Source organism: Intrasporangium sp., assembly GCF_035688975.1.
In the GTDB taxonomy this organism is placed as follows: domain Bacteria; phylum Actinomycetota; class Actinomycetes; order Actinomycetales; family Dermatophilaceae; genus CALMNV01.
Genome location: NZ_DASSMH010000042.1, coordinates 1 through 15,367, shown reverse-complemented (window position 1 = coordinate 15,367; position 15,367 = coordinate 1). Strand labels below are relative to the sequence as shown.

The following is a 15,367-nucleotide window of genomic DNA, read 5'->3' as shown; positions in this document are numbered from 1 at the left end:
GCCGGGCTCAGCTGCGCGGCAGCTCCCACGTGTGCACCGGCTCGTTGCTGTGCATGCCGCCGATGTAGAGCCGCAGCATCTCCCGCAGCGCCTCGTGGCGCGGCAGGCCCCTCGCCTCGAAGGCCGCAACGCAGTCGGTCTGCCAGGAGGCGCCGTTGACACCCAGCACGCAGCGCCGCTCGATGATCGTCAGGTAGCGGTCCCGCACGGCCTGGGACACGCCCCAGCGCTGCAGCCCCTCGTTTGCCATCGGCAGGAGCCGGCGCAGGACCAGCTCGGTGGTCGGCACCTCACCGAAGTTGGGCCAGTAGGTGTTCGACTCGATCCCGAACCGAGCTCCCTGCTCGAAGTTCTCCTCGGCGGCGGAGAAGCTCATCTTCGTCCACACCGGCCGGTCGTCGTGCGCGAGCACCCGCAGCGTCCCGTAGTAGAAGGCCGCGTTGGCAAGCACGTCCGCCATGGTCGGCCCGGCGGGCAGCACCCGGTTCTCGACCCGCAGGTGCGGGCGGCCGGCGACGATGTCGTAGATGGGGCGGTTCCACCGGTAGATGGTGCCGTTGTGCAGCCGCAGCTCGCGCAGCTCCGGCACCCGGCCCGCCTCGAAGACCTCCTCCGGCTCCTCCTCCGTGACGACCGGGAGCAGCGCCGGGAAGTAGCGCACGTTCTCCTCGAAGAGGTCGAAGATCGAGGTGATCCACCGCTCCCCGAACCACACCCGCGGCCGGACGCCCTGGTTCTTCAGCTCGATGGGCCGGGTGTCGGTGGCCTGGGTGAAGAGCGGGATGCGGGTCTCGGCCCAGAGCCGTTGCCCCAGGAAGAAGGGCGAGTTCGCCCCGAGGGCGAGCTGGGGGCCGGCGAGGGCCTGCGCCGCGTTCCAGTGGTCGGCGAAGTGCTCCGGCTGGACCTGCAGGTGCAGCTGGATCGACGTGCACGCCGACTCGGGCGCGAGCGAGTCGGCATACCGCGCGATCCGCTCACCGGTCGGGCCCTGGATCTCGAGCCACACATGCTCCCCGCGGGCCTCGAGGACGGCGTTGTTGAGCGCCTCGTAGCGGATGTTCTCGCTGATCCAGTCACCCTCGAAGTGCTCGGGCATGACCGTCGGCAGGATGCCGATGGCGACGATGCCGATGCCGAGCTCGGCGGCCCGCTCCGAGGCGTGGTTGAGCGAGGCGCGCAGGTCCGCCTCGAGCTCGATGGCGGCGTCACCGGGCAGCGGGCGGGGCCGGACGTTGAGCTCGATGTTGTAGCGGGCGAGCTCGGTCTGGTAGTCCGGGTCGGCGATCTGGGCGAGCACGGACTTGTTGTCGAGCCGCGGCCCGAGGTCCTCGGAGACGAGGTTGAGCTCGATCTCGATGCCGGTCATCGGCCGGTCGAACTCGAACTGGCTGTGCCCGAGCATCCGCTCGAACACGTCGAGGTCACGACGGACCTTCTCCCGATAGGTCTGCCGCTGCTCCGGGGTGTACCTCGCCTGCTCGACGTCCGCGCCCACGAGGCGAGACAACCACATCCGAGGGTGCGGTGCGAGCCCTTCGCCGGCAGGGCGTCAGTACTCGAACGCCTCCGGCGGCGGGCACGAGCAGACGAGGTTCCGGTCGCCGTAGGCGCCGTCGATCCGGCTCACCGGAGGCCAGTACTTGTCCGGCGCGTGGACCCCCACGGGGAAGGCGGCGCTCGCCCGGTCGTAGGGGTGCCTCCACTCCCGCGCCAGGCCGTGCGCGGTGTGCGGCGCCTGGCGCAGCATGCTCTCCGCCACGGCCACCTCGCCGGCGGCGACCTGCTCGATCTCGCCCCGGATGGCGATCATGGCGTCACAGAAGCGGTCGAGCTCCGCGCGGGACTCCGACTCGGTGGGCTCGACCATGAGCGTGCCCGCGACGGGGAAGGACATCGTCGGGGCATGGAAGCCGTAGTCGACGAGCCGCTTGGCGACGTCGTCGACCGTCACGCCGGTGGCCGCTGTGAGGGGCCGCAGGTCGAGGATGCACTCGTGGGCCACGAGCCCGTGCTCGCCGGCGTAGAGGACCGGGTAGTGCGGCCGTAGCCGGGCCGCCACGTAGTTGGCGGACAGGACCGCCATCTCGGTGGCGTGGGTGAGCCCGGCGCCGCCCATGAGGCGGATGTAGGCCCACGAGATCGGCAGGATGCCGGCGGAGCCGTAGGGCGCCGCGGACACCGGCCCGACGCCGGTGGCGGGGCCGGCCTCCGGCGCGAGCGGGTGGTTGGGCAGGTGCGGGGCGAGGTGCGCCCGCACCGCGACCGGCCCGACCCCCGGTCCCCCGCCGCCATGCGGGATGCAGAAGGTCTTGTGCAGGTTGAGGTGCGACACGTCGGCCCCGAACTTGCCCGGCTGCGCAAGACCGACGAGGGCGTTGAGGTTGGCACCGTCGACGTAGACCTGCCCCCCGGCGTCGTGGACCAGCGCACAGAGCTCGGTGATGGTGTCCTCGTAGACCCCGTGCGTCGAGGGGTAGGTCACCATGATCGCCGCGAGGTCGTGGCGGTGCTCCTCGACCTTGCGCCGCAGGTCGTCGAGGTCCACGGTGCCGCCGGGCGCGGTCTTGACGACGACGACCTGCAGCCCGGCCATGACCGCCGAGGCGGCGTTGGTGCCGTGCGCGCTGGCCGGGATGAGGCAGATCCGGCGGTGCCCCTCTCCACGCGCCTGGTGGTAGGCGTGGATCGCGAGCAGCCCGGCGAGCTCGCCCTGGGCACCGGCGTTGGGCTGCAGGGAGACGGCGTCGTAGCCGGTGATCTCACAGAGCCAGTCGGCGAGCTGGCCGATGAGCGCGCGGATGCCCTCGGTCTGGTCCGCGGGGGCGAACGGGTGGAGGTCGGCGAACTCCGGCCACGAGATCGGCTCCATCTCGGTCGTGGCGTTGAGCTTCATCGTGCACGAGCCGAGCGGGATCATCCCGCGGTCGAGGGCGAAGTCCCGGTCGGAGAGGCGCCGCAGGTAGCGCAGCATGGCGGTCTCGGAGTGGTGCGTCGTGAAGGCCGGGTGGGTGAGGAAGTCGGACGTGCGAGCCAGGGCCGCCGGTATGCCGCCGACCCGGTCGGCCGCGTCGTGGGGGCCGTCGTGGGGACCCTCGTCGGGGCCGGTCCCCGCCGGCTCGACACCGAAGCCGGCGAGGACGGCGTCGACGGTGGCAGTTGAGGTCGTCTCGTCGAGGCTGACGCCGACGTGGTCGCGGTCCACGAGGCGCAGGTTGAGGCCGAGGTCGGCGAAGCGGCGCACGGTCTCCTCCGCGCGGCCGGGCAGGCGCACGGTGATCGTGTCGAAGAAGGTCTCCGCCGGCACGTCGACGCCGGCACCGACGAGGCCGGCGCGGAGCCGGCCGGTGTGCTGGTGCACTCTGCGGGCGATGTCGGTGAGGCCCTGCGGGCCGTGCCAGACGGCATACATGCTCGCCATCACCGCGAGCAGCACCTGGGCGGTGCAGATGTTGGAGGTCGCCTTCTCGCGGCGGATGTGCTGCTCGCGCGTCTGCAGGGCGAGCCGGTATGCCGGATGGCCCTCCGCGTCGACCGAGACCCCGACGAGGCGGCCGGGCATCGAGCGCTCCAGACCCGTGCGCACGGCCAGGTAACCGGCGTGCGGTCCACCGAAGGCCATGGGGACGCCGAAGCGCTGGGCGCTGCCGACGGCGACGTCGGCGCCCCACTCCCCCGGCGGGCGCAGCAGGATGAGGGCGAGCAGGTCCGCGCACGCCGTCACGAGCGCGCCCGCGTCGTGCGCGACGGCGGCGAGCGAGCTCCAGTCGTGGAGGCGGCCCGACGCGGCCGGGTACTGCACGACGACGCCGACGACGGGCCTGCCGCCCGCCACCGCAGACAGCTCGTCGCGCGTCGCCACGGTGGACAGGTCCGCAACGACGAGCGGCAGGCCGATCGCCTCTGCCCGCGTGCGCATCACGGCGATGGTCTGGGGGAAGACCTCCGCGTCGAGGAGCACGACCCCGTCCGTGGAGACCTTCGTCATCCGGCGCATCAGCGACATCGCCTCGGCCGCTGCCGTCGCCTCGTCGAGGAGCGAGGCCCCCGCGATGTCGAGCCCGGTGAGATCGGTGAGGACCGTCTGGAAGTTGAGCAGCGCCTCCAGCCGACCTTGGGAGATCTCCGGCTGGTAGGGCGTGTACGCGGTGTACCACGCAGGGTTCTCGAGGACGTTGCGGCGCACGACCGGCGGCGTGACGGTGCCGTAGTAGCCGAGCCCGATGAGCGAGGTCAGGACCCGGTTGCGCCCGGCGAGCGCGCGCAGCTCCTGCGTCACGGCGCTCTCGCTGGCCGCCGCCTCGAGCCGCAGCGGGGCCTCGGAACGGATGACCCCTGGGATGGCGCGGTCGCAGAGCGCCTCGACGCTCGGCTGGCCGACGACTTCGAGCATGGCCGGCACGTCGTCGGGCTGCGGGCCCACGTGACGGCCGACGAAGTCGGGCTGCGTCACGGCCTGGGCGGAGATCTGGGTGGTGGACACATCGGCTCCTGACGGTTGAGCGGCGGACTCACGCTCCCCGTCTGTCGCTCGCACAGCGCGCTCCAGAGTTGCCTCGCCCGCGTGGTCCTGGCGCCTGAGAGGTTCCGGGGATGTTGCCCCTTCGGCGCCCCGCAGGTGGTCTCCCACCTCGAGGTCTCTCCCACGCGGGGTCGTCGACGCCCGCCAATCTACCAGCCGCCGGGGGCTGCCCAGGCTCCCGGGCGTCGACCGGCTCAGGCCAGGCGGCGAGCGGTGCGCCTGGCTGTGAGCTCGTCGCCCGGGTGCGCGGCAGGGGTCTCCTCGGCCCGCTCGCTCGGGAGGTGGGCGAGCTCACCTTCGACCTCACGCCACACCCGACCGACGGCGATGCCGAAGACCCCCTGACCGCCCTGGACGAGGTCGATGACCTCGTCCGCCGAGGTGCACTCGTAGACCGAGGCGCCGTCGCTCATCAAGGTGATCTGGGCCAGGTCCTCGACCCCCCGCTCGCGCAGGTGCTCGATGGCGACCCGGATCTGCTGGAGGGAGACGCCCGTGGTGAGCAGCCGCTTGACCACCTTGAGCACGAGGATGTCCCGGAAGCCGTAGAGCCGCTGGGTGCCCGAGCCGCCGGCGCCGCGCACGGACGGCTCCACCAGCCCCGTGCGGGCCCAGTAGTCAAGCTGGCGGTAGGTGATCCCGGCAGCCCGGCACGCGGTGGGCCCGCGGTATCCCGTGTCCTCGTCGAGGTCGGGCAGGTCGTCGGTGAACAGCAGGCCCTGGGCTGCGACCGGCATCCGCTGTGTCTCGGATCGAGAATCCTCGATGGCGACCATCGCCGTCCTCCTAGTCCATGTCCGAGTACCTGCGGAGTACCTGCGGAGTACCGGTGGGGTAACTACAGCCGCGTCGTTTGCACCGACGGTAGGCCCGAGCGGGCCGCACCGTCAATCACCGCTGCAGGGTACGTGCCGGCGTGTCGCCGCGGTGTCGCCAACCTTAACCTTCTCGTTGAACGTGATGATTGCTACCGGCGTGGGGCCGGGCTCACGCCGGGCGGGGGGGCCCACCCCTGGGTTCCGTGGGGCCACCACCCTCGTCGCCTCCGTCGCCTCCCTCGCCCACCCCCGAGGTTCCCTCGGGGCCCTCGCCCGGGGGCTCCTCGACGGCCTCGAAGTCCTCCGCCGAGACCTGGTCCAGGAACTCCTTGAACCGCTCGACCTCGTCGTCCTCGTCGGAGGAGACGACGATCGCTGCCTCGTCCAGCACACCGGGGTCGACGAGCACCTTCGCGCCGGTGCGGACCGCGAGTGCGATGGCGTCGGAGGCGCGAGACCCGATCTCCGTCGTGCCGTCGATGATGAGGGCGGCGTGGAACACGGAGTCGCGCAGGGCGACGATCCGCACCTCGGTGAGCTCGTGTCCCAGGCCCGCGATGACGTCCCGGAGCAGATCGTGGGTTAACGGCCGCGGCGGCACCACGCCCTGCTGGGCGTAGGTGATGGCAGCCGCCTCGGCCGCGCCGATCCAGATGGGCAGGTAGCGGCCGCCCTCCTTCTCGCGAAGCAGGACGATCGGCTGGTTGGTCGGCATCTCAACGCGAACGCCGAGCACGTCGAGCTCTCTCACTCCTCCACCGTACCCCCGCCGCCGGGCAACCGGTCCCGGTGGCAGGCGCGTGCCGGAGCCGTGTCCCGACCCGACGTCAACGAGACAGGCCCGAGCGCACCAGCGCGACGTGCAGGGCGATGCAGGCGGACAGGATCTGCGCCGCCCGCTCCTCCCGGCCGCCACCCCGGCGGGTCGCGAGGACCTGCTCGACGAGGCCGATCTCGCGGTCGGCGGCGGTCCGGAAGGGGCGCAGGTGCCGGGGCTCCAAGCCGTGCTCTCCCAGCGTCCGCGCGGCCGCGGCCACCGCGAGCGCCGACTCGTCGAAGTGGCCGCTGTCCGACGGCTGGAGCAGGCCGAAGGTCTCCAGCGCCGTGAAGACCGGCTCGTCGAGCCCGGTGGCCCGGCGGACCTCCTCGCGGGTGAGCCACACCCGCGCGCCGGGCCGCAGCCGCTCCGGTCCCGGGACCTCCGGATCCGTGAGCGGCGCGGGCGGGCGGGGCAGGCCCGCGCCGGTGCCGGGGTCGTCGAGTCCCCGGTCGAGCGCGTCGAGCGCGTCACGGATCACCTTGAGTGGCCAGTAGCGCTCGCGCTGGGCCACGAGGATGTAGCGCAGGCGCTCGACGTCGGACTCGGAGTAGGTGCGGTAGCCCGCTGGCGTCCGCTCCGGCGTCACGAGCCCTTCCGCCTCGAGGAAGCGGACCTTCGACGGCGAGATGTCGGGGAAGTCGCCCCGCAGCCTGTCGAGCACCTTGCCGATGGTCAGACGGGCACCGGCGGACCGGTGCCCCGGGGTCGTCCCCCCGGGCGGCGCGGGCGTCATCGGGTCCGGTCAGGCGGAGTAGTAGTACACGAGCCGGAACTTGCCGATCTGCACCTCGTCGCCGGTGTGCAGCGGCGCCTCGTCGATCCGCTCGCGGTTGACGTAGGTGCCGTTGAGCGACTTGGCGTCGCGCACGGCATACCCGGCCTCGGAGCGCACGAACAGCGCGTGCTTGCGCGAGACCGTCACGTCGTCGAGGAAGATGTCGGAGTCCGGGTGGCGTCCGGCGGTCACCTCGGCGTCGTCGAGGAGGAAGCGCGCCCCCGAGTTGGGTCCACGCAGGACGACGAGCAGCGCCGTGCCGGGGCGCAGCGCCTCGATGGTCGCCTGGTCCTCGGCCGAGAGGCGGCGGGTGTCGGGCGCCTCGACGTGGTCCTCGTGTGCGGGCACGCCGTGGAACCGCATCGTGTGCGGCTCCTCGCTGAACCGGCGGCGGGGCCCATCCTGCTCGCTCGCCATGCGGTCCTCCTTGGTGCTCGGGTGGGCGTCGCTGCTTGCGCGCTCCACGATAGTTGGCCGGTCGGTCCTGCCTGCGGGGGGCGCAGGCGGCCGGTCAGGACAGGCTGGACGTGTAGGCGTCGGCGTCCATGAGGGAGTCGACGACCGTCGGGTCGGCCGGCTTGAGCTCGAACATCCAGCCTTCGCCATACGGGTCGGAGTTGATCAGCTCGGGCGCCCCGTCGAGTGCCTCGTTGACTGCCGTCACCTCGCCGTCGAACGGGGCGAACACGTCGCTCACCGACTTGGTCGACTCCACCTCGCCGCACGCCTCTCCCCCGGTCACCGCGTCCCCCACCGTCGGCAGCGACACGAAGACGACGTCGCCGAGGGCATCCTGCGCGAAGGCCGTGATGCCGATCCGGACGCTGCCGCCCTCACTGGAGCGGACCCACTCGTGGTCTGCGGTGTAGCGAAGGTCTGCGGGGTACTCGAGGCCGCTCATGGGGCTCCTGTCGACGGGTCCGGTTTCTGGACGGAACGGGTGTAGGCCGCCGCGAGAAGGGGAAGGGCACGCGGCCACTGGGGAAGAATGGCATGGACCGGCCGGTGCACGCAGCCATACCGGCCGAAGCGGGGGTCTGCTGCCGCTACTCGACCGGCGTGGCGTGGGTCAGGGTGAGCGGCTGGTGCAGCGAGGTGATCTCGACCGTGGTGACCGGCGTCACCGTGGCGCTCGCACCCTTCTGCCGGATCGTCTCGACGATGCCTCCTGGGATCGTCATGGCCGACGCCAGCGTGTCCGAGTCCCCGATGGCCTTGACGGTCAGGGGCCGCTGCAGCGGCGTGCCGTCGATGGAAAGGCGCCCGCCCGAGTCCCCGACGTACGAGGAGGCGACCACCCGGACGCTCCCGACGTCGATCGACTCAGCCCCGGCATCGCGCAGCTCCTGGATGAGGTCGAGCAGGAGCGGGCCGGTGACCTGGCTCTTCGGGTCCGAGATGGTCATGGTGATGCCCGGACCCCTTGCGGCGACGGTGCCCGCGAGGATCCCCAGGGTGTCCACCCGCTTCTGGGACTGGGCGAGCGCCTCGGCCGTGCTGCCGGTGCCGCTCTTGAGCCGGTCGCGCGTGGCCTCCAGCTCCCGCAGCTGCGCGTCGAGCCGGGACGAGCGCAGCGAGATGTCGTCGAGAACCCGCACGAGGTCGGTCTGGCTCAGCTCGCGCAGGCCTCGCTCCTGCGTGAGCTGGACCTGGGTGGCGATCCCGACGCCGAGGAGCACGGCGAGCGCGGCGACGAGGACGTTGGCCTTCGTGGCGCGGGGCCCCCCGATCCGTCGCAGTCGCCGCCAGGGACTCCCTCCTGGGCTGGGGGTGGCCGGGGTGCTGCTCATGCCTTGAAGAGGTGGCGCCGGATCGAGGCGACGTTGGAGAAGATGCGGACCCCGAGCACGACGACGACGCCGGTCGACAGCTGGGAACCCACGCCGAGCTGGTCGCCGAGGAAGACGATGAAGGCCGCCACGACGACGTTGGACAGGAACGAGACGACGAAGACCTTGTCGTTGAAGATGCCGTCGAGGACGGCCCGCACTCCCCCGAAGACCGCGTCGAGCGCCGCGATGACGGCGATGGGCAGGTAGGGCTGCAGCCACAGCGGCACCGAGGGGTTGAGCAGCAGCCCGAGCACGAGGCCGACGAGAAGGCCGAGGGCTGGGATCACCGTCCGCTCCTTGGTCCGCAGGTCATGGCGTGCTCGATCCGGTCGGGGACGGGTTCGGCGCAGAGCCTACGTCGCCGTGGATCGGCTCGGCGACCGACAGGCGCAGCGACGCGTCCCCCGGCACGGTGAGGGACGGGGCCGACGCCCAGGCCACGCGGATCTTGTACTCCTGGGCCAGCTGCGAGAGGTAGACGCCGGCGAACGCCGGCTCGAAGACGCGCCGGACTCGGTCCGCGTCACCGAGCACGGTGACGACGTAGGGGCGGGCCAGCGGCCGGAAGTCGACGATGATCGCCTGGCCGGCGAAGCGGATCGCCGCGGTGGAGGTGAGCCGGTGCCCGTTGACCGAGATGGCCTCCGCCCCGGCCGCCCACAGCCCGTTGACGACGATCTGCAGGTCGGCCGACGTGACCCGGCCGGAGGAGAACCCGCCGTCGGGCCGGGCGCCGGCGTCCGCTCCGGTCGCGGACCCTGGGGCGTCGTCGATGGTGAGGGTCAGGCCTGGGCCGGTCAGCGCGACGGCCCCGGCCTGGACCGCGAGGGCCCGCGCCTGGCTGGCGAGGCCGCTCCCGGAAGACTGCCGCAGCGCGAGTGCCTCGAGCGCCTGCACCTGCGTGCCGAGAGCGGCGAGGCGGGCCTCGGAGGCGCTGCTCTGCGCCTGGAGCGCCTCGATGCGCTGGACGAGCTGCGCCTTGACCGCAGCGGCGGCGGTCGGCTTCGGCCGAAGCGACCGCGCGCTGACGGCGAAGAGGAAACCGGTCAGCAGCACCATGACGAGGACGATGGCCGTGCGGGTCGACGTGGCCGCGGGAAGGCCCGCGGCGCGTCGACGGTCGGCCGCCTGCTGGTAGCCGGGGTCGAGCGGCCGCTCGAGCATCGACGTGAGCAGCGTCATCGACGCGTCCGGGCGGCGGGGCGGCGTGCTCATGGCGTGGCCACGCGCCGCCGGGACAGCACGAAGTGCGCCTGGACGGCATACAGCACCGCCGCGAACCAGTAGAGCACGATGCCCCACCAGGCGAACCCCCACCCGATGGGTCGCGCGAGGCTGCCGACCCAGTCGGTCCGGTGCGCGAGGAGCAGCAGCGGGAAGGCGTAGAGCAGGTTGAAGGTGGCGGCCTTGCCGACGAAGTGGACGGGGAGGCCGACCTGGCCCCGGCTGCGCAGGTAGAGCAGCATCACCGTCATCACGAGCTCGCGAGTGAGGAGCACGAGCACGAGCCAGAGCGGGATCATGTCCCGCCAGGCCAGGCCGACGAGGGTGGTCAGGATGTAGAGCCGGTCGGCGATCGGGTCGAGGAACTGCCCGAGCCGCGACTCCATGGCGAAGGTCCGCGCGATCTTGCCGTCCGCGTAGTCCGTCATGCCCGAGAGCACGAGGACGAGGACGGCGAGGCCGTCGTGCGCACGGACGATCGCCCAGAGGAAGAGGGGCACCCCGGCGAGCCGGATCACCGAGAGCACGTTGGGCAGCGTGAGGGCCCGCCGGGACACGGCTGGCGCCTGGCTGATCCGGTCGGCTCCCACGATCAGAGCCTAACCGGCCCCTCCGACGCCTCCAGCGCGCTCGGTGCCCAGCTCGGTGCCAAGCTCGGTGCCAAGCTCGGTGCAGCCGTGTTCAGGGGCTGGCTCAGATCGCGGCCTCGTCCCGCTCGCCAGTCCGGACCCGCACGATGGAGTCGACTGGCACCACCCACACCTTGCCGTCGCCGATCCGGCCGGTCTGCGCGGCGCTGGCGATGGTGCGCACGACGTCGGCGGCGTCGTGGTCGTCGGTGAGCAGCTCGAGGCGCAGCTTGGGGACGAGGTCCACCTCGTACTCCGCCCCTCGGTAGACCTCGGTGTGCCCGCGCTGGCGGCCGTGCCCGCTCGCCTCGGTCACCGTCATGCCGGTGACCCCGAGCGCCTCGAGCGCGTCCCGGACCTCTTGGAACATGTGGGGCTTGATGACGGCAGTGACGAGCTTCATCGGTCCTCTCCAGGTCGGGTCAGTGGGCGCAGCAGCCCGTGGCCGAGGGAGCGGCCGGTGGTGAGCGTGTGCAGGTCGTATGCCGTCTCCGCGTGGACGGCGAGGTCGATGCCTGCCACCTCGTCGTCCCGGTCGACGCGGAAGCCCATGAGCCGGTCGACCGCGAGACCGAGGACTCCCGAGACGATGAAGGCGTAGGCCATCACGGCGACGACGCCGACGAGCTGCTTGCCCAGCTGGCCGGCGCCGCCCCCGAGCAACAGACCGTCGACGTGCGTGGGAGCGCTCGCCGTGGCGAGCAGGCCGATGCCCAGGGTCCCGACGATCCCGCCGACCATGTGGACGCCGACGACGTCGAGGGAGTCGTCGTAGCCGAGGCGGTGCTTGAGGCCGATGGCGTAGGCGCACACGACTGCGCCGCCCGCACCGATGACGACGGCACCGAGCGGAGACACGGAGGCGCAGGACGGCGTGATGGCGACGAGGCCGGCGACCATGCCCGACGCGGCCCCGAGCGAGGTGGCATGGCCGTCGCGGAAGCGCTCGAGCACCAGCCAGCCGAGGGTCCCCGCCGCGCCGGCGACGAGCGTCGTCGTGAAGACCTCCGCGGCGGTCTGGTTGGCGGCCAGGGCGGAGCCGGCGTTGAAGCCGAACCAGCCGAACCACAGCAGTCCCGCGCCCAGCATGACGAGGGTGAGGTTGTGCGGCCGCAGCGGTTCGCTGCCGAACCCGACCCGGCGGCCGAGCACGAGGGCGAGGGCGAGCGCCGACGCGCCCGAGCAGATCTCGACCGCGGTGCCCCCGGCGAAGTCGATCAGACCGGTGCGGCTGACGAGCCAGCCGCCTCCCGGATTGGCCGGGGTGCCCGTGGCGAAGACCCAGTGCGCCACCGGCGCGTAGACGAGCAGGGTCCACACCGACACGAAGGCGATCCAGGCCCCGAACCGGGCCCGGTCGGCGATGGCGCCGGACACGAGCGCGCCGGTGATGACGCAGAAGAGCCCCTGGAACACGGCATACAGCACCATCGGCACGGTGCCCGAGCCGTTGCTCGCCCCGCCGAGGAGGTCGGCGAGGCCCAGGTGCTGCAGGGGGTCGCCGATCAGGCCCCCACCGAGGTCGTCGCCGAAGGCGAGCGAGTAGCCCACGACCGTCCACAGGACGACGACGACCGCGAGCGCGCCGAACGTCATCATCATCATGTTGAGCACGCTCTTGGAGCGGACCATGCCGCCGTAGAAGAGCGCGAGTCCGGGTGCCATGAGGAGCACGAGCGCCGTGGCCACGAGCAGCCAGGCGGTGTCGCCCGAGTCGAGCGCCGGCTGGGCGGCGGTGAGGACGGTCATCTACCGGCCCGAGCCCGCGCGTGGGAGCCCGAGCCGCCGAGCACGCTCGCCTCCCCCTTCTTGAGCCCCTCGAAGCCCTGCCGCGCGACTTGGGCCGGGTCGTCCTTGTCGGCGACGCCGACGAGGTGAACAGCTGAGAGTCGTCGCGGCAAGCGGCCGCCCAAGTGCGGTGACGGCGGCATACAGGCGGTGTGCGCCCTGCCGTTCGGCGAGCTCGTAGCCGATGCCGCACGACGCGCCGGTGACGAGGGCGAGCGGGCGGAAGTCGTCGGTGCTCACGGTCTTCTCCTCAAGCGGTCTGGGTGCCTGGCCCCCAATACCCGCCCCGGGTCGCGCCGAAGCGTCCGTGTCCCGGGTGCGCGTGGAGCCCACTTCCCCGAATCGAGACCGTGACCGTGACCGTGACCGCGGCACGGGCGAGCGCCGTCATTCTGTGGGCACTGCTTCGGCTTGACATACGATGTGGGCGTCCTCGTTCAAGAAGCGGCCGAACCCCAGCTCCCAGGGGACTCATGGGAGCGGTTGCGACGGAGGTGCAGGTGGCCGTCCCGCCAGAGACGTCCGACGGGTCGGGCGCCGCGACGATCGACTTCCGGGCCCTGTTCGACATCGTGCCGAGCGCGTGCGTCGTCCTCGACCCGGACCTCGTCATCCGGGACTGCAACGAGGCCTATGTGCACGTGGTAGGCCACACCAAGGCCGAGATGATCGGCCGGGGGCTCTTCCAGGTGTTCCCGGACATCAGCCCGGTGGACTTCGGTGCCGCGAGCAGTGTGCGGGACGTGCTGCAGACCGCGCTGTCGACGAAGCGCCCGACGGTGCTCGGGATGCAGCGCTACGACATCTCCCGGCCCGCCGGAGCTGCCGGTGGAGTTCCTGCGGGGAGGTACTGGGCGGGAACGGCGGTCCCGCTCCTGGGTGCCGGCGGCGACGCCCGGTTCGTGCTGTGGCACGTCTTCGAGGTGACAGCGCTCGCGTCACGGCTTGCCGGGTCCGGGGGCGGGGAGCGTGAGGCCGCGGTCATGTCGACGGGTGAGGCGATGCGCGCCGCCATGGCACTGATGGAGCAGGCGCACCTGTTCGACGAGGAGGTGGAGGCCGAGCGCCGCCTCGGGGTCGCGGTGCAGTCGGCGATGCTGCCCACGGGCGTCCCCGACACGGTGCGCAACCGCGTCGCCGTTGCGGTCCGGTACCGGCCGGCCTCGACGGCGGTGACCGTCGGCGGTGACTGGTACGACGTGACCGACATCGGCGACGGACGGGTGGCAGTGGCCGTCGGGGACGTCGTTGGCCATGGTTTGGTCGCCGCGTCCGTGATGGGTCAGCTGCGCAGCGCGCTGGCGGCCCTCACCGTCGCTGATGTCGGTCCCCCGCAGGCTCTGGCTGCCCTGGACCAGATCGCCCGGCACAACCCCAACGCGACCGCCTCGACCGCCGTGAAGCTGGTCCTGGACCCGGAGCTGGGATTCGCCGCCTACAGCAGCGCCGGGCACCTGCCGCCGCTCCTCGCCCATGCTGATGGCAGGGTCGACGAGCTCAACGACGCCCTCGGACCACCGCTGGCGGTCACGGAGCAGGTGACCCGCAGGCCGCTGAGCACGGTCAACATCACCCCCGGCAACACGCTGCTGCTCTACACCGACGGGTTGGTCGAGCGGCGCGACGAGGCCCTTGACGTCGGCATCGACAGACTCAAGCGGGCTCTGGCGAGGCACCGGCACCTGGGCGTCGAGGACCTGGCCGACCGGCTGCTGGAGGAACTGGCCCCCGGCTCCGGTCTGCGGGACGACGTGGCCATGGTGCTGCTGCGACCGTAGACACGCACTTCCGTCGCCTTGCCGGGGCAGGCGGGCGACGACGCACGAGCTGGCCTCGGGTACGCACCTGCGTCTACCCAAGCGGACACGTCCGCGACCAGGGTGGCAGGATTACCGGCGAACCGCGATCGGCACGGTGAGGGGTTTGGAGGTGCGGCGCGTGGGGCCCTACCCGACGAGGATGGCGTCACCGGCTCATGACCACTCGGCCCCGCAGTCTGTGCCATGAGCTGCCCGACCGCGAACACCGGTGCCGCTCCGGCGCACGCCACCTCACCGGGGGCGACACCCGCCCCACTACGGAAGCCTGGCCCCAGCCGGGTCGGACTGGGGTTGGCCGCGCTCGGCCGGCCGGCGTACATCACGGCCGGCCGGGGCCGGGACCTCGGACCGGACCGCTCGGTCGAGGACCTGCGGGCGCGCACCGCGCTCGTGCTCGACGCGGCCTACGAGGCCGGCGTGCGCTACCTCGACTGCGCCCGCTCGTACGGGCTGTCCGAGCGGTTCCTGGCTGCCTGGCTGCAGTCGCGGCCCAGGGTCACCGACGTCACGATCGCCTCGAAGTGGGGGTACCGCTACGTCGGCGACTGGCGCGCCGACGCAGACGTGCACGAGGTCAAGGACCACACGGTGGAGGCCTTCACCGCCCAGCTCGCCGAGACCCGGGCCGAGCTCGGCAATCGGCTCGACGCCTACCAGATCCACTCGCTGACCCCCGAGAGCCCCGCGCTGACGGATGCCACGCTGCACCGCCGGTTGGCCGGCCTGCGTGAGGACAACATGCGCGTCGGGTTCTCCACCTCAGGGCCCCGCCAGGGCGAGGCGATCCGCCGCGCCCTCGACCTCAGCGTGGACGGCCAGCCACTGTTCACGCTCGTGCAGTCGACGTGGAACCTCCTCGAGACCTCCGCAGGTCCCGCCCTCGGTGACGCGGCAGACGCCGGACTCACCGTCGTGATCAAGGAGGCCCTGGCCAACGGCCGGCTCGCCCCCGGCACCCGCGACACGCACCCGGCCGTGGGTGCAGCAAGCCGGGTCGCATCCCAGCTCGGCGTCCCCCTCGACCAGCTCGCCCTCGCCGCCGCACTTCACCAATCCTGGGCCTCCCGCGTCCTCTCAGGCGCCGTCACCCCCGAGCAGGTGACCAGCAACGCGGCATCCGAGTCCGTGCTCATTCCCGACGA

Annotated in this window: 15 protein-coding genes and 1 riboswitch; of the genes, 2 read left to right on the top strand and 13 right to left on the bottom strand. The window is 72.1% G+C overall.

Going from position 1 to position 15,367, the window contains the following annotated elements:
- Positions 1-7 precede the first annotated feature (7 nt).
- The 13 genes from VFJ94_RS04175 to VFJ94_RS04115 all read right to left on the bottom strand — a co-directional run bounded on the left by VFJ94_RS04175 (position 8) and on the right by VFJ94_RS04115 (position 12,366).
- On the bottom strand, positions 8-1,513 hold the full coding sequence (locus tag VFJ94_RS04175) for a glutamate-cysteine ligase family protein (RefSeq protein ID WP_325002933.1): 1,506 nt from the start codon (positions 1,511-1,513) through the stop codon (positions 8-10).
- A 36-nt stretch (positions 1,514-1,549) separates the two neighbouring features.
- Complete coding sequence (gcvP, locus tag VFJ94_RS04170; RefSeq protein WP_325002932.1) at positions 1,550-4,480, bottom strand: aminomethyl-transferring glycine dehydrogenase; 2,931 nt, start codon at positions 4,478-4,480, stop codon at positions 1,550-1,552.
- Between the two features lie 72 nt (positions 4,481-4,552).
- Positions 4,553-4,653, bottom strand: a riboswitch (glycine riboswitch).
- Between the two features lie 60 nt (positions 4,654-4,713).
- On the bottom strand, positions 4,714-5,295 hold the full coding sequence (locus VFJ94_RS04165; RefSeq protein ID WP_325002931.1) for a MerR family transcriptional regulator: 582 nt from the start codon (positions 5,293-5,295) through the stop codon (positions 4,714-4,716).
- 211 nt (positions 5,296-5,506) lie between these two features.
- Positions 5,507-6,088 (bottom strand): bifunctional nuclease family protein, encoded by a 582-nt coding sequence (locus VFJ94_RS04160; protein ID WP_325002930.1) that lies wholly within the window; start codon positions 6,086-6,088, stop codon positions 5,507-5,509.
- 76 nt (positions 6,089-6,164) lie between these two features.
- Positions 6,165-6,890, bottom strand: coding sequence for a MerR family transcriptional regulator (locus VFJ94_RS04155; RefSeq protein WP_325002929.1), 726 nt, complete (start codon positions 6,888-6,890; stop codon positions 6,165-6,167).
- A gap of 9 nt (positions 6,891-6,899) precedes the next feature.
- The gene (locus VFJ94_RS04150) at positions 6,900-7,349 is read right to left on the bottom strand and encodes an FHA domain-containing protein (RefSeq protein ID WP_325002928.1); all 450 of its coding nucleotides are present in this window, start codon (positions 7,347-7,349) and stop codon (positions 6,900-6,902) included.
- 94 nt (positions 7,350-7,443) lie between these two features.
- Positions 7,444-7,833, bottom strand: coding sequence for a glycine cleavage system protein GcvH (gcvH, locus tag VFJ94_RS04145; protein WP_325002927.1), 390 nt, complete (start codon positions 7,831-7,833; stop codon positions 7,444-7,446).
- Positions 7,834-7,978: 145 nt separating this feature from the next.
- Positions 7,979-8,722, bottom strand: a complete 744-nt coding sequence (locus tag VFJ94_RS04140) for a DUF881 domain-containing protein (protein WP_325002926.1) — start codon at positions 8,720-8,722, stop codon at positions 7,979-7,981.
- Positions 8,719-9,051, bottom strand: a complete 333-nt coding sequence (locus VFJ94_RS04135; protein ID WP_325002925.1) for a small basic family protein — start codon at positions 9,049-9,051, stop codon at positions 8,719-8,721. The genes VFJ94_RS04140 and VFJ94_RS04135 overlap by 4 nt, the downstream gene beginning before the upstream one ends.
- A 22-nt stretch (positions 9,052-9,073) precedes the next feature.
- Complete coding sequence (locus VFJ94_RS04130) at positions 9,074-9,979, bottom strand: DUF881 domain-containing protein (protein WP_325002924.1); 906 nt, start codon at positions 9,977-9,979, stop codon at positions 9,074-9,076.
- On the bottom strand, positions 9,976-10,578 hold the full coding sequence (locus VFJ94_RS04125; RefSeq protein ID WP_325002923.1) for a CDP-alcohol phosphatidyltransferase family protein: 603 nt from the start codon (positions 10,576-10,578) through the stop codon (positions 9,976-9,978). The genes VFJ94_RS04130 and VFJ94_RS04125 overlap by 4 nt, the downstream gene beginning before the upstream one ends.
- A 103-nt stretch (positions 10,579-10,681) precedes the next feature.
- A complete protein-coding gene (locus tag VFJ94_RS04120; RefSeq protein ID WP_325002922.1) occupies positions 10,682-11,020 on the bottom strand; it encodes a P-II family nitrogen regulator in 339 nt (112 codons plus the stop codon).
- On the bottom strand, positions 11,017-12,366 hold the full coding sequence (locus VFJ94_RS04115; RefSeq protein WP_325002921.1) for an ammonium transporter: 1,350 nt from the start codon (positions 12,364-12,366) through the stop codon (positions 11,017-11,019). Before VFJ94_RS04115 ends, VFJ94_RS04120 begins: the two co-directional genes overlap by 4 nt.
- 539 nt (positions 12,367-12,905) lie before the next feature.
- On the opposite strand from VFJ94_RS04115, the gene VFJ94_RS04110 reads away from it, so the two are divergent.
- Positions 12,906-14,183 carry a SpoIIE family protein phosphatase gene (locus VFJ94_RS04110; protein ID WP_325002920.1) on the top strand — a complete coding sequence of 426 codons (1,278 nt, stop codon included), beginning with the start codon at positions 12,906-12,908 and terminating at the stop codon, positions 14,181-14,183.
- A gap of 333 nt (positions 14,184-14,516) precedes the next feature.
- On the top strand, positions 14,517-15,367 hold an 851-nt coding region (locus VFJ94_RS04105; protein ID WP_325002919.1), incomplete at its 3' end, for an aldo/keto reductase.

Coding starts and splice junctions, on each gene's coding strand:
- VFJ94_RS04175 (WP_325002933.1), bottom strand. CDS start 1,513: ATGTGGTTGTCTCGCCTCGTGGGCGCGGACGTCGAGCAGGCGAGGTAC.
- VFJ94_RS04165 (WP_325002931.1), bottom strand. CDS start 5,295: ATGGTCGCCATCGAGGATTCTCGATCCGAGACACAGCGGATGCCGGTC.
- VFJ94_RS04155 (WP_325002929.1), bottom strand. CDS start 6,890: ATGACGCCCGCGCCGCCCGGGGGGACGACCCCGGGGCACCGGTCCGCC.
- VFJ94_RS04150 (WP_325002928.1), bottom strand. CDS start 7,349: ATGGCGAGCGAGCAGGATGGGCCCCGCCGCCGGTTCAGCGAGGAGCCG.
- gcvH (WP_325002927.1), bottom strand. CDS start 7,833: ATGAGCGGCCTCGAGTACCCCGCAGACCTTCGCTACACCGCAGACCAC.
- VFJ94_RS04140 (WP_325002926.1), bottom strand. CDS start 8,722: ATGAGCAGCACCCCGGCCACCCCCAGCCCAGGAGGGAGTCCCTGGCGG.
- VFJ94_RS04130 (WP_325002924.1), bottom strand. CDS start 9,979: ATGAGCACGCCGCCCCGCCGCCCGGACGCGTCGATGACGCTGCTCACG.
- VFJ94_RS04120 (WP_325002922.1), bottom strand. CDS start 11,020: ATGAAGCTCGTCACTGCCGTCATCAAGCCCCACATGTTCCAAGAGGTC.
- VFJ94_RS04115 (WP_325002921.1), bottom strand. CDS start 12,366: ATGACCGTCCTCACCGCCGCCCAGCCGGCGCTCGACTCGGGCGACACC.